We start from the raw sequence: 14,615 nt of genomic DNA, 5'->3' as shown, positions 1-14,615 counted from the left end.
TCAATATGGCAAGCTGTTTTCGCATCGCCCTCACGCCCGGCGAACCCGCAGGTATAGGCCCTGATCTGGCGGTTGTATTGGCACAACAGCCGCAACAACATGAAATAGTGGCGATTGCAGACCCTGCACTGCTGCAGGCGAGGGCCGCGCAGCTAGGGCTGCCACTGCAGTTGCGGCTGGTGAATCTGCAAGATAAGCCGCGCCCCAGCCCTGCAGGTGAGTTGCCGGTGCTGCCAATTGCGTTGGCGGTAGAGGCTCAGGCCGGCCATTTGGAGGTGCGTAATGCCCCCTATATTTTGCAGACTCTGGATGCGGCTATCGCCGGTTGTATGGCTGGCGATTTTGCGGCGTTGGTGACTGGCCCGGTGCAAAAAAGTGTGATTAACGATGCGGGCATTCCGTTTAGCGGGCACACCGAATACCTTGCCGACAAAACGGCAACGAAAAAAGTGGTGATGATGTTGGCCACCGAAGGTCTGCGTGTTGCGCTGGCAACAACACATTTACCGCTGAAAGATGTTGCAGCCGCAATAACCAGGGACGAACTTACCCAAATTACAGAAATACTCCACCGCGACCTGCAACAGCAGTTTGGTATAAAACAGCCGCGTATCCTGGTGTGCGGGTTGAACCCCCACGCCGGTGAGGGTGGGCATTTGGGGCGCGAGGAAATTGAGGTGATCGAGCCGGTGCTGGAGCAGCTGCGCGCAGCGGGTATGAACCTGATCGGCCCGCTGCCGGCAGATACCCTGTTCACGCCAAAGTATCTGGGCAACGCCGATGCGGTGCTCGCCATGTATCATGACCAGGGCTTGCCGGTGCTCAAATACAAAGGGTTCGGTCAGGCAGTAAATGTCACCTTGGGGTTGCCGATTATCCGCACCTCGGTTGATCACGGCACGGCGCTGGATCTGGCTGCCAGCGGTAAGGCCGACTCCGGCAGTTTGCACACTGCTCTCGCTTACGCAGTGGCCATGGTGCAAGCAAAACAGGCGCGCTAAATTTTTGAAAGTTTGATGAGTAATTTTTTTATATGAGCAAAAATATTTTGCAGGAATCCCAACACAAAGCGCGCAAACGGTTTGGTCAAAACTTTTTGATCGATCACGGCATTATCCGTGACATAGTGCGTTCTATTCATCCGCAAAAAAATGATCAGATTGTCGAGATTGGTCCCGGCAAAGGCGCTATTACCCAGCTACTTGCCGATAGTTGCGATAATCTAACCGTGATTGAACTCGACCGCGATTTGGTGCCCTGGTTAAAAGTAAAATTTGAGCGTCATCCAAACTTTCAATTATTCCAGGCAGATGCGTTGCAATTTGATTTTAATCAGCTGATTAAAAACGACCAGCCGCTACGTATCGTGGGCAATTTGCCGTACAACATATCTACGCCGCTTATTTTTCATTTGCTGACCTATGCCAATAAAGTGCAGGACATGCACTTTATGTTGCAAAAGGAAGTGGTCAAACGCATGGCGGCGCAACCGGGCGATGGAGCCTATGGTCGCTTGGGAATAATGGTGCAGTATTATTGCGCCGTGGAGGATTTATTTGATGTGCCTCCCACATCATTTGATCCTGCACCCAAAGTGGATTCCGCGATTGTCCGCCTCACACCTTATGCACAGTTACCGCATGTGGCAGACAATATAAAAACCTTGGAAACCCTGGTAAATGTCGCTTTTCAACAGCGCCGTAAAACCCTGCGCAATTCGCTTAAACAATTATTAACCGCTGAACAAATGGAGTCCTTACCTGTTGATTTGGGGATGCGCCCGGAAGAAATTAGTTTGGCTGAGTATGTAGCGATGAGTAATTTATTGGGCAATCTCGCCACAAACGCTGCCATAAAACACAGTGATGAATAAGATGTCCGCCATTCAGGTATCGGTAAAAACCACTTATATCGCCGCGCAATCCCAACCGCTGGTGAACCGCTACGTGTATGCCTACACCATTACTATTGCAAACCAGGGCGATGTTCCTGCGCAACTTATCAGTCGCCATTGGTTGATTACCGACGCCAATGAAAAGCGGCAGGAAGTGCAGGGTGTAGGTGTTGTTGGTGAGCAGCCGCACATCAACCCGGGGGATAGTTACACCTACACCAGTGGCGTTATTTTGGAAACGGAAACCGGGTTAATGCAAGGTAGTTATCAAATGCGCACTGAAACCGGTGAAACCTTTGATGCCGAAATTCCCCTGTTTGCGTTAGTCCCTCCCCATGCTATTCATTAAGCGGTAACAATTATGGCGACATATGCAATTGGCGACATTCAGGGCTGCCTTGAGCCTTTGCAATGCCTGCTAAAAAAAATCGAATTTAATCCAGCGCGCGATAAATTATGGATCGCCGGCGATGTTATTAATCGCGGCCCGGATTCGCTCGCCACATTGCGCTTGTTATATAAACTACGCGACGCTATTACCTTGGTATTAGGCAATCATGATCTGCATTTTATTGCGGTCTATTACGGCCTGCGTAAACCGGGTAAAAACGATACTCTGGAGCAATTATTAATTGCGCCGGATCGTGCCGATTTGGTTTATTGGTTGCGCCAGCAAAAACTGGTGCATCACGATGCTGAATTAAATTTCACTATGGTACATGCGGGCATCCCACCGCAATGGACATTGGCTGATGCCCTGGCGCGCTCGCGTGAAGTCGAAGCAGTATTGCAAAGTGAAACACCGGAATTATTATTGGAAAATATGTACGGCAATACGCCTTCGCGTTGGAAAGATAGCCTTGAAGGTGCAGAGCGTTTACGTTTAATTACTAATTACTTTACCCGTATGCGCTTTTGTTCGGCAGAAGGTGAATTGGAATTGCAAACCAAAGAAAGTGCAGATGCAGCGCCAACAGGTTTTGCTCCCTGGTTTTCATTGGCAGGGCGAAAAATGCGCAATGATAAAATTATTTTTGGCCATTGGGCTGCTTTGGAGGGCAAGGCTAATACCAAAAATATTTTTGCACTGGATACCGGATGTGTCTGGGGTGGTGAGCTAACTGCACTGCGCCTTGAAGATGGTGTATATTTTTCATGCAACTGCCTTGCCTGAGTTTCATCTGAAAAAACTATTCCTATTTTTTATTAGTGGATAGTAAAAAATTCAAAAAAATAGCTATTTCCGTCTCTAAATATTCACGCCATTTATCAATCGTAAAAAAATGTACATTCAGTTTTCGTTCAATTTTCTATCGCTAGTATGAGTTTGTGCATCAATGTAGATGCCGCTGTGATTATCAGAGGATAGATTATGAAAATGAAATTACTCTCCAGTATTGTTGCTGCTGTCGGCCTTGTTGGCGCGCCCCTTGCGCTGGCCGCAAACTATCAAGCAGAAGTGTCGGCGGCTTATGAAGATATTGATTATGCCGACTCAAACGGCGAGGGAAAATTTATTGGCCTTGAAGGGAAATATTATTTTGCGCCAGTCAATACCAGTGAGCATCCATTGGCAGAAGCGGCATTTATTGAAAAAGCCAGCAATGTTTACCTGCAGTTAGGCACAGAAGAATACAAATTTGGCGGTGAAAAATCTGATTTGTACGGGCGAGTAATCGGTGCAGATTTTTACATTCCCAATACAATCTTTTTTCTGGGTGCGGGCGTTGCAGAAGTAAAATCCAAAGCGCCAGCTTCGCTGGGCCAATCCTATGATTGGGAATCCGCCTGGTTTGTAAAAGCCGGCGTAGCGCCAATTGAAGGCTTGTTGGTTTGGTCAGAATTTACCGAAGATATTGATGTCAATGATGAATGGAATATCAACGGCAAATATGTATTGCCCTTGCGTGGTGAGCAGGCCTTGAATCTTGAGGCAAGTTACGAAAAATCCAAACTGGGGTGGGCTGATGACACAATCACTATGTCTGCTGATTATTATATTGATCGTCATCTGAGTCTTGGTGCAGGTTTTGTGAATACATCTTACGATTCATCTGTTGCTGACAATGCTGATACTGACTATTTTGTCCGCGCACGCAATTTCTTTACCGATAAAGCCAGCCTTGAGCTGAGTTATGTGGATGGTGAGTTTGAAAACAGTTTATTGGTCGGCGGCACAATTCGTTTTTAATTAGTGTTTGTGCGTTAGTCTCAATATTTTATGTGGAGCACTCCGGAAGCCAGCTTATGGATAAGCTGGCTTTTTGTTATATAAAAAATACTTTTTACATGTTTTTTTGTTTTTATTTTATTTCTTGCGTTTTATAGCCTTGGGTTTATAGTTAATTTGCCGGGTGGCTATTTTTTGTCAGTTATTTTTAATTTAAAAATGCACCCAAAGGCCGTGGAATTGAGGTGACCGGTAGTTGGTTCTGGTTCGTCCTGTGTTCTGGCTGTGTAGTTAGGGAGGTTGCCGTTGACATGGCGGCCAAATATACCTCCCCCCGTTTTTGCCAGTTGGCTTTTCTGTTGTCAGGTCGCACCTCTTTGGTTATGAACACCTGATTCCTGTGTTGGGTTATGGCCCAGCGTCTATTAATTGTTGAACACTAAAAATGGCTCGGGCGTTCAGCCCTTGGTTTTCCGGCTTTCACATGCTGGACGCTCTTGTTCATCAATTATTTCTGGATCTAGTTGGTCTAGTGGATGTCGTTAATTTAAATGTTTCGTGGTTGTTTTAATAAAAAACGCTAACCCTCGTGATAAAGGAGTTGTGCAGTGAAACATTGCCCATCCAGCCTGCGTTTTGTTCGATACCCATTGGTTGTTGTGCTTCTTTCCTTTGCCCAACAATTGTTTGCGCTAGAAGCAAAATACAATATGACTTCCGGCGTAACTGACATCAGTGGTCAGGTTTATAACCTGCACATGATAATTTTTTATATTTGTTGTGCGATTGCCGCGATTGTTTTTGGTTTGATGTTTTGGTCTATCCTGCATCATCGCAAATCAAAAGGCGCAGCGCCTGCCCAATTTCATGGCAGTCTGAAAATAGAAATTATTTGGACGGCTATTCCCGTTCTTATTTTGATTGCCATGGCTATTCCTGCCAGTAAAACCTTGATTGCAATGGAAGACACCTCTGAGGCGGATCTCACCGTATTAATTACCGGTTCGCAATGGAAGTGGCATTATAAATATTTGGAATATCCTATAGAGTTTTATTCCCTGCTCGCTACTCCGCGTGAAGCTATCAATAATCAAGCTGAAAAAACCGATCTCTATCTGCGTGATGTAGATAAACCTTTGGTGTTGCCGACGGGTAAAAAAATTCGTTTTTTAGTGACTGCCGATGATGTTATTCACTCCTGGTGGGTGCCTGCTTTTGCCGTTAAAAAAGATGCGAACCCGGGTTTTATCAACGAAACCTGGACCAAAGTAGATAAGCCAGGTATTTACCGCGGGCAGTGCGCAGAGCTATGCGGAAAAGATCATGCTTTTATGCCAATCGTTGTGGATGTGCGTAGCCCGGAAGATTTTGACCAATGGGTCGCGCAGGAGTTGGAGCGTCAGGCTCAGGAAAAAGCAGCTGAATTGGCGCGCGGTAATTTAACCATGGATGAGTTGATGAGCCTCGGCCAAAAAACCTATGAGACACATTGCGCCGCCTGCCATCAAATTTCCGGTGAGGGATTGCCCGGCGTTATTCCCGCACTTAAGGGCAGCATCATGGCAACTACTGACATTCCCGCGCATATTCAAATTGTTGTTAATGGCAAAGCGGGAACTGCCATGCAAGCATTTGCCAAGCAGCTGACCAATAGTGAATTGGCTGCGGTTATCACCTATGAGCGCAATGCCTGGGGCAACAATACCGGTGAATTGGTACAAGCTGCGGATATCGCCGCTGTTAAGGCAGGAGAATAATAATGAGCAGAGAAAATATCAGTTCACATCAGCAGCATGCAGATCATTCCCATGATTCGCATGATCACAAGCCGCGTGGAATTAGCCGTTGGTTATTCACCACCAATCACAAAGATATTGGCACCTTGTATTTATTGTTTTCGCTATTAATGCTGTTTACGGGTGGTATTTTGGCAATGATGATTCGCGCTGAATTATTTCAGCCCGGCCTGCAATTCGTTGATCCCCATTTTTTTAACCAACTAACCACTGTGCATGGATTGGTAATGGTATTTGGTGCAGTTATGCCGGCATTTGTCGGTTTGGCGAATTGGATGATCCCTCTCATGATTGGTGCGCCTGACATGGCATTGCCACGCATGAACAATTGGAGTTTTTGGATACTGCCATTTGCCTTTACGATTTTGTTATCGACTTTTTTTATGGAAGGCGGAGCGCCAGCAGCAGGTTGGACTTTTTATGCGCCGCTCTCGACTACTTATAGTAGTGACAGCACTGCTTTTTTTGTCTTCTCGGTTCATTTGATGGGGATTTCCTCCATCATGGGGGCGATGAATGTCATTGTTACTATTTTTAATTTGCGTGCACCGGGCATGACCTGGATGAAGCTCCCGCTATTTGTGTGGACCTGGTTAATCACTGCATTTTTATTAATTGCAGTAATGCCGGTGCTGGCTGGCGTAGTGACTATGGTGCTAACGGATAAATATTTTGGCACCAGCTTTTTTGATGCTGCCGGTGGTGGCGATCCAGTCATGTTCCAGCATATTTTCTGGTTCTTTGGTCACCCCGAAGTGTACATCATGATTCTGCCGGCCTTTGGCATAGTCTCCAGCATTATCCCTACTTTTGCCCGCAAGCCTCTGTTTGGTTATGAATCAATGGTGATTGCAACCGCGAGCATTGCGCTCTTGTCATTTATTGTGTGGGCGCACCACATGTTCACCACAGGCATGCCTGTCGCTGCAGAATTATTTTTTATGTATGCCACCATGCTGATTGCCGTTCCCACGGGTGTAAAAGTATTTAATTGGGTGGCGACTATGTGGCGCGGTGCTATGACATTTGAAGTGCCTATGATGTTTGCGCTCGCCTTTATAGTGCTCTTCACTATTGGTGGGCTGTCCGGTTTGATGTTGGCGATAGTGCCAGCGGATTTCCAATATCACGACACCTATTTTGTTGTGGCGCATTTCCACTATGTGCTGGTGACGGGAGCTGTGTTTGGCATTATCTCCGGTGTTTATTATTGGATTCCAAAATGGACTGGTGTGATGTACAGCGAAAAAATTGGCCAGCTCCATTTTTGGTGTTCAATTATTTCCGTCAACATGCTGTTTTTCCCCATGCATTTTGTTGGCCTGGCGGGGATGCCGCGGCGCATTCCTGATTATGCGCTGCAATTTGCCGATATGAACGCCTTTATCAGTATTGGTGGATTCCTCTTTGGTTTATCGCAATTAATTTTTGTATGGATGGTGGTGCGCTGTATGCGAGGCAAAGGTGAAAAGGCTACTGACAGGGTGTGGGAGGGGGCTCAGGGGTTGGAGTGGGAAGTGCCATCGCCTGCGCCCTACCACACCTTTCAAACACCACCGCAGGTGAAATAAAACGGCGAATTCTTTGCCAGGGGTGGGGAGGGCGCATGGTTTCCAACACTAGATTAGTGCGCAGGTTAGTCATTATATGCATCGCTATGTTTGCATTTGGCTATGCCTTGGTGCCGCTCTACGATGTGTTTTGTGAAATTACAGGTATTAACGGTAAAACCAGCAACCAGCCTGCGGTAACCCGTGCCGCGGTGGATGAGACACGCACTATTAAAGTGGAGTTTTTAGCAAATCGCGACGACGCAATTCCCTGGTCGTTTGCTCCAGAGGTGGCGCATATCAGCATTCACCCAGGGCAGGTACAAGTCATTAATTTTATGGTGGAGAACCCTACCGATATGGCGATGGTAGGGCGGGCGGTACCTTCAGTATCGCCGGGTGAGGCAGCAAAATATTTTATTAAAATCGAATGTTTTTGTTTTACCGAGCAACCCTTGGATGCGCATGAGCGCAGGGCGATGCCAGTGCAATTTTATGTGGATCCAAAATTGCCTGCGCATTTTTCCACCATCACGCTTTCGTACCGCTTATATAAAAATACCCCACAGCTAGTCGGGCGCTAGTTCGCATGGCCGATAGGAGAATTCACGATGAAAATTGATCATGAGCGTTACTATGTTCCCGAGCAGAGTGTCTGGCCAATTGTTGGGGCTATATCCTTATTTACTATTGGCATTGGAGCTGCCTTGCTGGTGAATGACCTGGCTAAAGATCAGCATGGTGCAGGCGGCTATTTACTTATCATTGGTCTTGCACTCCTGTGTTATATGTTATTTGGCTGGTTTAAAAATGTTATCGATGAATCCATGGCTGGACTTTATAGTTCGCAGATGGATCGCTCCTTTCGCCAGGGTATGAGTTGGTTTATTTTTTCAGAGGTAATGTTTTTTGGCGCTTTTTTTGGCGCACTTTTTTATGCCCGTATTATTTCTGTACCTTGGCTGGATGGAGCAGGAAATAACGTGATGACGGGAGAAATTCTCTGGCCGGATTTTGAAGCTATCTGGCCGTTGGAAAAAACACCAGGCGGGTTGGAGACCAACGCTATGCCTTGGGAGGGGATTCCCCTGTACAACACCCTGATCTTATTGGCCTCTTCTATTACCCTGCAAATTGCCCATATAGGTATTGAAAACAATAAACATACCCAGCTCGGCTTTTTTATGATGTTAACTATAGTGCTGGGGGTATTATTTTTATCCTTGCAGGGATACGAATATATGCATGCCTATAATGATTTAGGTTTGCGTTTGGATTCTGGTGTGTACGGCAATACCTTTTTTCTGCTGACCGGTTTTCATGGTTTACACGTTACCTTGGGAACAATTTTTTTACTCATTATATTTTTACGCATTTTAATCAAAGGCCATTTTACCCCCGAGCGTCATTTTGGTTTTCAGGCCGCAGCCTGGTATTGGCACTTTGTGGATGTGGTCTGGCTTAACTTGTTTGTGTTTGTGTATGTTTTATAAAGTTGTATAAAAATGCCCCTAAGAACAGGAACATTTTTTGTGCGTGCTATTGCTGGTGTATTACACAATAAAGTGCAGCCTTAATAAGGCCGTGGGTGTGGTGTGATTACACCGGTTAGTAACAGAATAATAAGCAGCAATACAACAGCTACAGAGAAAAATAGGCGTCGCCCTAAAAATTTCGACATCTGCGGCGCTTTATCATCGTTTTTGATCATGACAAATAAAGCTTGAAATAGACTAATAACCACCAGCGCCAGTAAAACGATCAGCACAATTTTAATGAACATAATAAATCCTATGCAGGAGTGGAGGTATGACAATTATAGCCTTCAATCGCTATTGGGTAATTCGCTGGCACTGGGTTGTTGTAAGTTTGCTGGCTACGGCATTTCTGATGTCATTGTCGCTGTGGCAATTGTCGCGTGCGAGTGAAAAGAAACAAACGCTGGAGCGTATTGCCCAGTGGAATTCTGCTGGCCCCTTTGCGTTTAACCAATTGACTGCATTTGATATCCAAGAACTGGATGGTGTTTCCCTGAAGTTTTCTGCGCGCTGGATTAGCCCAATGGTCTGGCTGCTGGATAATCAATTAGTTGATGGTCGCATTGGTTACGATGTCATTGTTGCCGTAGAGGAAGTTGCATCGCCAATTGTTGTAAAAAAAACCTCCAGTCATAGCGATGTGCATAACAACTCTTCGACAGTGTTGGTTAATTTGGGGTGGGTCGCTGCACCTGCACGGCGTGAAGAATTACCCCGGGTTCATATTCCTGCCTCATTGATTATTGAAGGAATTTTTCGCACAAAACCCACGGGTTTGTTATTGGGAACTAATATTGAAGATAAAGGCACCTGGCCTATGCGTATTCAACAGTTGGATGCAAAAAACCTGGCTGCATATTTGCCGGTGTTAAATACGTCGGGAGTTATTTTTCAGCAACAGCAATCGCCTTTTGTTGTGCACTATGAACCGGTGATTTTGCCTCCAGAGCGGCATCAGGCTTATGCATTGCAATGGGGTTTATTGGCATTCGCGGTGGTAGTGATCAGTTTGGCCGCCAGTTCAACCAAGGAGCTGAGTCATGACCAGCCGTAAATTTTTCAGTTTATTTTTACTTTGCGCCTTGGTTCCACTTGCAGCTGCCAAACTTAGTTTGGCGATGGGTTGGTTTAGTCACCACGCGGTCAATAAAGGTTATTGGCTGGAGCATGAAATCGAGCTGTTGCCAAATGCAGAAGCCAATGCCGCTGCCTGGCGCTTGGTTTATGTCGCCCCTGAAACTTGTGCCCAAGCCTGCCAACAAGCGTTGTATAGCCTGCAGCAACTCTATACCGGCCTTGGGCGCAAACAATTGCAAATTCAGCCCTTGGTGATGGCACCACAAACACCCCAAGGGTTACATGAATTTTCTGCGCTCCATTGGTTGGAAAAAAATATTCTTGCGCAGCAATTACAAAACCAAATTGTCATTGTTAATCGCGATGGACTTGCGCTATTGCGTTATCCCGTCAGTGAAGATGCGCAACAAATGCAGCATATTGCCAAGGATATTCGCACCGACCTGTTGCGTTTAATGAATTACGACAGGAGCGGAACATGAAAATATTTTCGGCGTTGGTGAATTTTACCCTGGTGTTGACGCTCGCCGTTATCGCCCTGGGCGCCTACACCCGTTTGACCGATGCGGGGTTAGGCTGCCCGGATTGGCCCGGTTGTTATGGGAAATTTCACGCACCGGTATTGGATCATCACATTGCCGATGCCCAGGAAAAATATCCGCATCTAGAAGTTGATCCTTACAAGGCGCGCAATGAAATGTTGCATCGTTATATCGCTGGTGTATTGGGCCTTGCCGTGCTGGCTATTTTTATCGCCAGTCATTGGTTAAAGCGCTATCGCATCTTGGCATCTTCGTTATTGTTGTTGGTCATTTTCCAAGCGGCATTAGGCATGTGGACGGTGACATTAAATTTGTTGCCGCTGATTGTGCTGGCTCATTTATTGGGTGGATTCACCCTGTTGTGTTTACTTGCATTATTGCGCGCTGAAATAAGTTGGGAGGCTCAATCATCATCTGCCGTTGCTGCCAAAACATTGGCTGAGCCGGCCTTGGCTAAATGGATAGGATTTGGTGTGGTTAGCTTGCTGGTGGTTATTGCGCAAATTGCCTTGGGTGGTTGGACATCCACAAATTACGCCGCCGCGGTGTGCAATCAATTGCCGTTTTGTGAGCCGGGTTGGCAGGAGCGTTTTTCGTTCGCACAAGTATTTCATTTACCGCTTGGGCATGAGACTTATGAATATGGCGTCTTGCCTTATGAGGCGCGCATGAGTATTCATGTATTGCATCGCATAGGTGCGATTGTGACGCTGTTGGTGTTGGGAAGTTTTTTATGCGTGTGCTGGCGCAATGCACAAACGCGAGTGATGCAGCGCTTGGTGCTCGCCATGGGTTTTTTATTACTGTTACAAATCACCTTGGGCTTGATCAATATTGTTGCGCTGGTGCCGCTGTGGAACGCGGTAGCGCACAACCTGGTCGCCGCTAATTTGTTGATGTTGCTCTTGGTATTTTTACGGCAAATGGTTTTGCGTAATCCGGAGAAGGTTTATGGCCACAATCAAAAATATATCGCCGAGTGTTAGTTGGCGCGCGGACATTAATAGCTACGCGCGCGCTTACTATCAGTTAACCAAACCCAAGGTAGTTGCACTGCTCGTGCTAACGGCGGGGGTGGGCATGATGTTAGCGTCGCCTGGGTTGCCCGACCTTTGGTTAATAACAACGGCGAGTATTGGCATCGCCATGGTGTCCGGTGCTGCCGCCGCGTTTAATCACATACTCGATCAAAAAATTGATGCGCAAATGGCGCGCACTTATATGCGCCCTCTGCCCAAAGGCCGGCTAACCAATCAGCAGGCCATTATTTTTGCCTGTGTGCTTGCGGTTGCCGGTTTTTTATTGCTGCTTTTGGCGGTTAACCCGCTGACAGCCTATTTAACGTTGTTGGGATTATTTGGTTACGCGGTGGTGTATACGCTGCTACTCAAACGCGCTACACCACAGAATATTGTGATTGGTGGTGTCGCCGGTGCATTGCCGCCAGTGTTGGGTTGGACGGCAATTACTGGCAGTGTAACCAGCGAAGCGCTGCTGTTGATGATGATTGTATTTGCCTGGACTCCACCACATTTTTGGGCCTTGGCTATACATCGCGTGAATGATTATGCCAAAGCAAATATTCCCATGTTACCGGTCACTCACGGCATAGAATTTACTAAAACGCTTATTCTGCTCTACACCTTTTTATTGATGGCCGTCTGTTGGTTGCCCTACTTAATCGGTATGGCAGGCGTGGTTTACCTGCTGGCAAGTTTGTATTTAAACGGTGTTTTTATTCGCCATGCATGGCGGTTGAAATTCTCGCCGGATGCCAATGCCGCCATTGCAACCTTCCGTTTTTCTATTGTGCATTTAATGCTGCTATTCGTGGCGCTATTGGTGGACCATTATGTGCTTGCGTACTTTGCCAATTAACCATTTATTGCGAATTAACTATTTATTGCGAGCAAGGTTTTTTAACCGGCTATTTAAGCGGGGTATTGTTTTTTCTTTTGGTTGGTTTTTTTTATCGCTGGCAATTGCTTTTGCTCAGGCTGATGCAGCGGATTCATTATTGGTTACCAATGCCTGGATTAAATTAGCGCCGCCGGGAGCCGCGGTTAATGCTGCTTATATGGATTTTCACAATCGCGCGCAGGAGGAAAAAGTGATTGTGGCAGTGACCGCAGATTGTTGTGCGCAGGTGATGATGCATCAAACCCGACGCGAGGGCGACAAGGTTTATATGGACCATCGCGATACACTTTATATTCCTGCGCAGAGCGAATTGCAGTTAACACCCGGCGGTTTGCATTTGATGTTGGTGGGAGCCAAAACACCGCTGCGCCTCAATGACAGTGTCAATATCGTTTTTGATTTTTCTGACAGTACGCAGTTGACTCTGCGTGTTCCGGTAAAAAAGGCTGCCGATGAGCAATAAAACTCGCGGCCTATGGTCGCCCCACCACTTGCTTTACCTTGCCGTTATTGTATTTGGCCTGGTGCTAGGCATTTATGTTGCCAGCCGCCAAACGCCGCCTGGCTATGAATACGCACAATTATTACCATCTGCCAAAAAAATCCCCGCATTGGATTTGCGCAACCAAGAGGGCAAGCCACTGACACCGGAACTCTGGCGCGGGCGATGGTCGCTCATTTTTTTTGGTTTTACCTCCTGCCCGGATATTTGCCCGCTGGAATTGCAAAAGTTAGGAAAATTATTGCGTGAGGTGGGCGATAGTTCTGGCCTGCAAATCGTATTTATCAGTGTCGACCCGGAGCGCGACAGCCTGGAAAAGTTGGGCGATTACGTGAATTTTTTCCACCCCGATATTATCGCGCTGAGCGGCGCTAATGCAGAGCTGGCGCGAACTGCGCAATTTTTTGGTGCCGCCTATGATCGCTCTGCCATTATTGACGGTAAATTATTAAGAGTCCCTTGGGGCATCGATATGCCGCAGGGCAGTGGTGAGCACTATCAGGTCAATCACTCTACCCGGGTGTTTATCGTCAACCCTCAGGGGGAATACGCGGGCAGCTTTGCGCCGCCCTTTGCGGTGGCGGAGCTGGCCGCCGATATGAATGTGATGCTGCAGAATTGATAGTAGTTTTTTAGCTGTATAAATTTTTATAAGGCGGTGTGTTAGAAGAGAAATATCAGTCGCTGTATGACGCGGTTATCTCTGATAATTTTTTTAACAGTATTTGATCTAGTAAGGCGGAGGAGGCGTTTCTATTAAGGCTATATACTGAAATTGTGAGACTAATGTTTTTATACGCCACACAAATGCTCAAGATTTTAATAGTGAATAACTGTCGCAGAGTTGCTGGAGGAAAGTATGATTTCTCATGTTGCAGGGCTGTTTACCCATCCTCATAAAGAATGGGAAGAAATTCGCGATACCCAAGAATCGGTTTCCCATTTGTATTTTGCCCATGTGTTATTTCTGGCGTTAATCCCTCCGGTTTCCATGTATATAGGCACCACCAAAGTTGGCTGGGTGGTGGGTAATGGTGATCCGGTAACACTTACCGAATCCAGCGCCTTGATCATGAGTAGTTTAATGTACCTGGCGCTATTGGCTGGCGTTGGGGTTATGGGCGCATTTATCGATTGGATGTCGCGCACTTATGATTCATCGCCTGGCCTTGCCCGTTCGATTGTATTTGCCGCCTATACTGCAACCCCTCTGTTTGTGGCGGGGCTATGTGCGCTTTATCCCAACGTTATTCTGGTTATGTTGGTGGGCATAGGAGCCGTGTTTTATACCGTCTACTTGCTTTACACCGGCATCCCTATTTTTATGAAAATCCCGGAAGACGAAGGGTTTGTGTATGCCAGCTCCATCCTCACCATCGGGCTGGTAATGTTTGTCGCGCTGATGGCAATTACCGTGTTGATTTGGAGTTTTGGTTTTGGCCCTGCATATGCAGGCTAGTAGAACTTCGTAATCTTTCTGGCTGCGATTGCACTGCAACAAACTTATTGACAGCTAATCGATGTCCCGTCCTAAAATAAGTTGACGGTTTTTGTTTAAGCCAGCTCCTACAAAGAGCTGGCTTTTTCATGCATTTCTTCCGGAGTTTTCATCCCGAGGCTCAAATG

The 14,615-nt window shown here is 46.7% G+C and carries 17 protein-coding genes; 16 read left to right on the top strand and 1 reads right to left on the bottom strand.

Annotated features, from left to right (window positions below):
• Nucleotides 1–5 precede the first annotated feature (5 nt).
• The 9 genes from pdxA to ACFODX_RS16270 all read left to right on the top strand — a co-directional run bounded on the left by pdxA (nt 6) and on the right by ACFODX_RS16270 (nt 8,903).
• Complete coding sequence (gene pdxA / locus ACFODX_RS16310) at nt 6–1,001, top strand: 4-hydroxythreonine-4-phosphate dehydrogenase PdxA (RefSeq protein ID WP_378121120.1); 996 nt, start codon at nt 6–8, stop codon at nt 999–1,001.
• Between the two features lie 32 nt (nt 1,002–1,033).
• A complete protein-coding gene (rsmA, locus tag ACFODX_RS16305) occupies nt 1,034–1,873 on the top strand; it encodes a 16S rRNA (adenine(1518)-N(6)/adenine(1519)-N(6))-dimethyltransferase RsmA (protein WP_378121118.1) in 840 nt (279 codons plus the stop codon).
• Between the two features lies 1 nt (nt 1,874).
• Nucleotides 1,875–2,243 carry a Co2+/Mg2+ efflux protein ApaG gene (apaG, locus tag ACFODX_RS16300; RefSeq protein ID WP_378121285.1) on the top strand — a complete coding sequence of 123 codons (369 nt, stop codon included), beginning with the start codon at nt 1,875–1,877 and terminating at the stop codon, nt 2,241–2,243.
• 12 nt (nt 2,244–2,255) lie between these two features.
• Nucleotides 2,256–3,068 (top strand): symmetrical bis(5'-nucleosyl)-tetraphosphatase, encoded by an 813-nt coding sequence (locus tag ACFODX_RS16295; RefSeq protein ID WP_378121116.1) that lies wholly within the window; start codon nt 2,256–2,258, stop codon nt 3,066–3,068.
• 198 nt (nt 3,069–3,266) lie between these two features.
• Nucleotides 3,267–4,085 (top strand): putative porin, encoded by an 819-nt coding sequence (locus ACFODX_RS16290; RefSeq protein WP_378121114.1) that lies wholly within the window; start codon nt 3,267–3,269, stop codon nt 4,083–4,085.
• Nucleotides 4,086–4,672: 587 nt separating this feature from the next.
• On the top strand, nt 4,673–5,821 hold the full coding sequence (coxB, locus tag ACFODX_RS16285) for a cytochrome c oxidase subunit II (protein ID WP_378121112.1): 1,149 nt from the start codon (nt 4,673–4,675) through the stop codon (nt 5,819–5,821).
• Between the two features lie 2 nt (nt 5,822–5,823).
• The gene (gene ctaD / locus ACFODX_RS16280) at nt 5,824–7,431 is read left to right on the top strand and encodes a cytochrome c oxidase subunit I (protein ID WP_324259782.1); all 1,608 of its coding nucleotides are present in this window, start codon (nt 5,824–5,826) and stop codon (nt 7,429–7,431) included.
• A gap of 35 nt (nt 7,432–7,466) precedes the next feature.
• Entirely contained in the window at nt 7,467–7,994 is a 528-nt protein-coding gene (locus tag ACFODX_RS16275) for a cytochrome c oxidase assembly protein (RefSeq protein WP_378121109.1), read from the top strand.
• 27 nt (nt 7,995–8,021) lie between these two features.
• Nucleotides 8,022–8,903, top strand: coding sequence for a cytochrome c oxidase subunit 3 (locus tag ACFODX_RS16270; protein ID WP_378121107.1), 882 nt, complete (start codon nt 8,022–8,024; stop codon nt 8,901–8,903).
• Between the two features lie 80 nt (nt 8,904–8,983).
• Here the strand turns inward: ACFODX_RS16270 and ACFODX_RS16265 are convergent, their stop codons facing one another.
• Entirely contained in the window at nt 8,984–9,193 is a 210-nt protein-coding gene (locus ACFODX_RS16265; RefSeq protein ID WP_378121105.1) for a DUF2909 domain-containing protein, read from the bottom strand.
• A 26-nt stretch (nt 9,194–9,219) separates the two neighbouring features.
• On the opposite strand from ACFODX_RS16265, the gene ACFODX_RS16260 reads away from it, so the two are divergent.
• From ACFODX_RS16260 to ACFODX_RS16230, 7 genes are all read left to right on the top strand, one after another.
• Complete coding sequence (locus tag ACFODX_RS16260) at nt 9,220–10,002, top strand: SURF1 family protein (protein WP_378121103.1); 783 nt, start codon at nt 9,220–9,222, stop codon at nt 10,000–10,002.
• Entirely contained in the window at nt 9,989–10,507 is a 519-nt protein-coding gene (locus ACFODX_RS16255; protein WP_378121101.1) for a hypothetical protein, read from the top strand. The genes ACFODX_RS16260 and ACFODX_RS16255 overlap by 14 nt, the downstream gene beginning before the upstream one ends.
• Complete coding sequence (locus ACFODX_RS16250) at nt 10,504–11,553, top strand: COX15/CtaA family protein (protein ID WP_378121099.1); 1,050 nt, start codon at nt 10,504–10,506, stop codon at nt 11,551–11,553. Before ACFODX_RS16255 ends, ACFODX_RS16250 begins: the two co-directional genes overlap by 4 nt.
• Complete coding sequence (gene cyoE, locus ACFODX_RS16245; RefSeq protein ID WP_378121097.1) at nt 11,519–12,445, top strand: heme o synthase; 927 nt, start codon at nt 11,519–11,521, stop codon at nt 12,443–12,445. Before ACFODX_RS16250 ends, cyoE begins: the two co-directional genes overlap by 35 nt.
• Before the next feature lie 139 nt (nt 12,446–12,584).
• Nucleotides 12,585–12,950: a copper chaperone PCu(A)C gene (locus ACFODX_RS16240; protein WP_378121095.1), complete on the top strand. Its 366-nt coding sequence runs from the start codon at nt 12,585–12,587 to the stop codon at nt 12,948–12,950.
• A complete protein-coding gene (locus ACFODX_RS16235; RefSeq protein ID WP_378121093.1) occupies nt 12,940–13,611 on the top strand; it encodes an SCO family protein in 672 nt (223 codons plus the stop codon). The genes ACFODX_RS16240 and ACFODX_RS16235 overlap by 11 nt, the downstream gene beginning before the upstream one ends.
• A gap of 237 nt (nt 13,612–13,848) precedes the next feature.
• Nucleotides 13,849–14,448, top strand: coding sequence for a Yip1 family protein (locus tag ACFODX_RS16230; RefSeq protein WP_378121091.1), 600 nt, complete (start codon nt 13,849–13,851; stop codon nt 14,446–14,448).
• Nucleotides 14,449–14,615 lie beyond the last annotated feature (167 nt).

It is taken from the genome of Cellvibrio fontiphilus, assembly GCF_042646205.1.
Classification (GTDB): domain Bacteria; phylum Pseudomonadota; class Gammaproteobacteria; order Pseudomonadales; family Cellvibrionaceae; genus Cellvibrio; species Cellvibrio fontiphilus_A.
The sequence above is the reverse complement of the archived record's forward strand: the minus strand, read 5'-3'. Positions and strand labels throughout refer to the sequence as shown.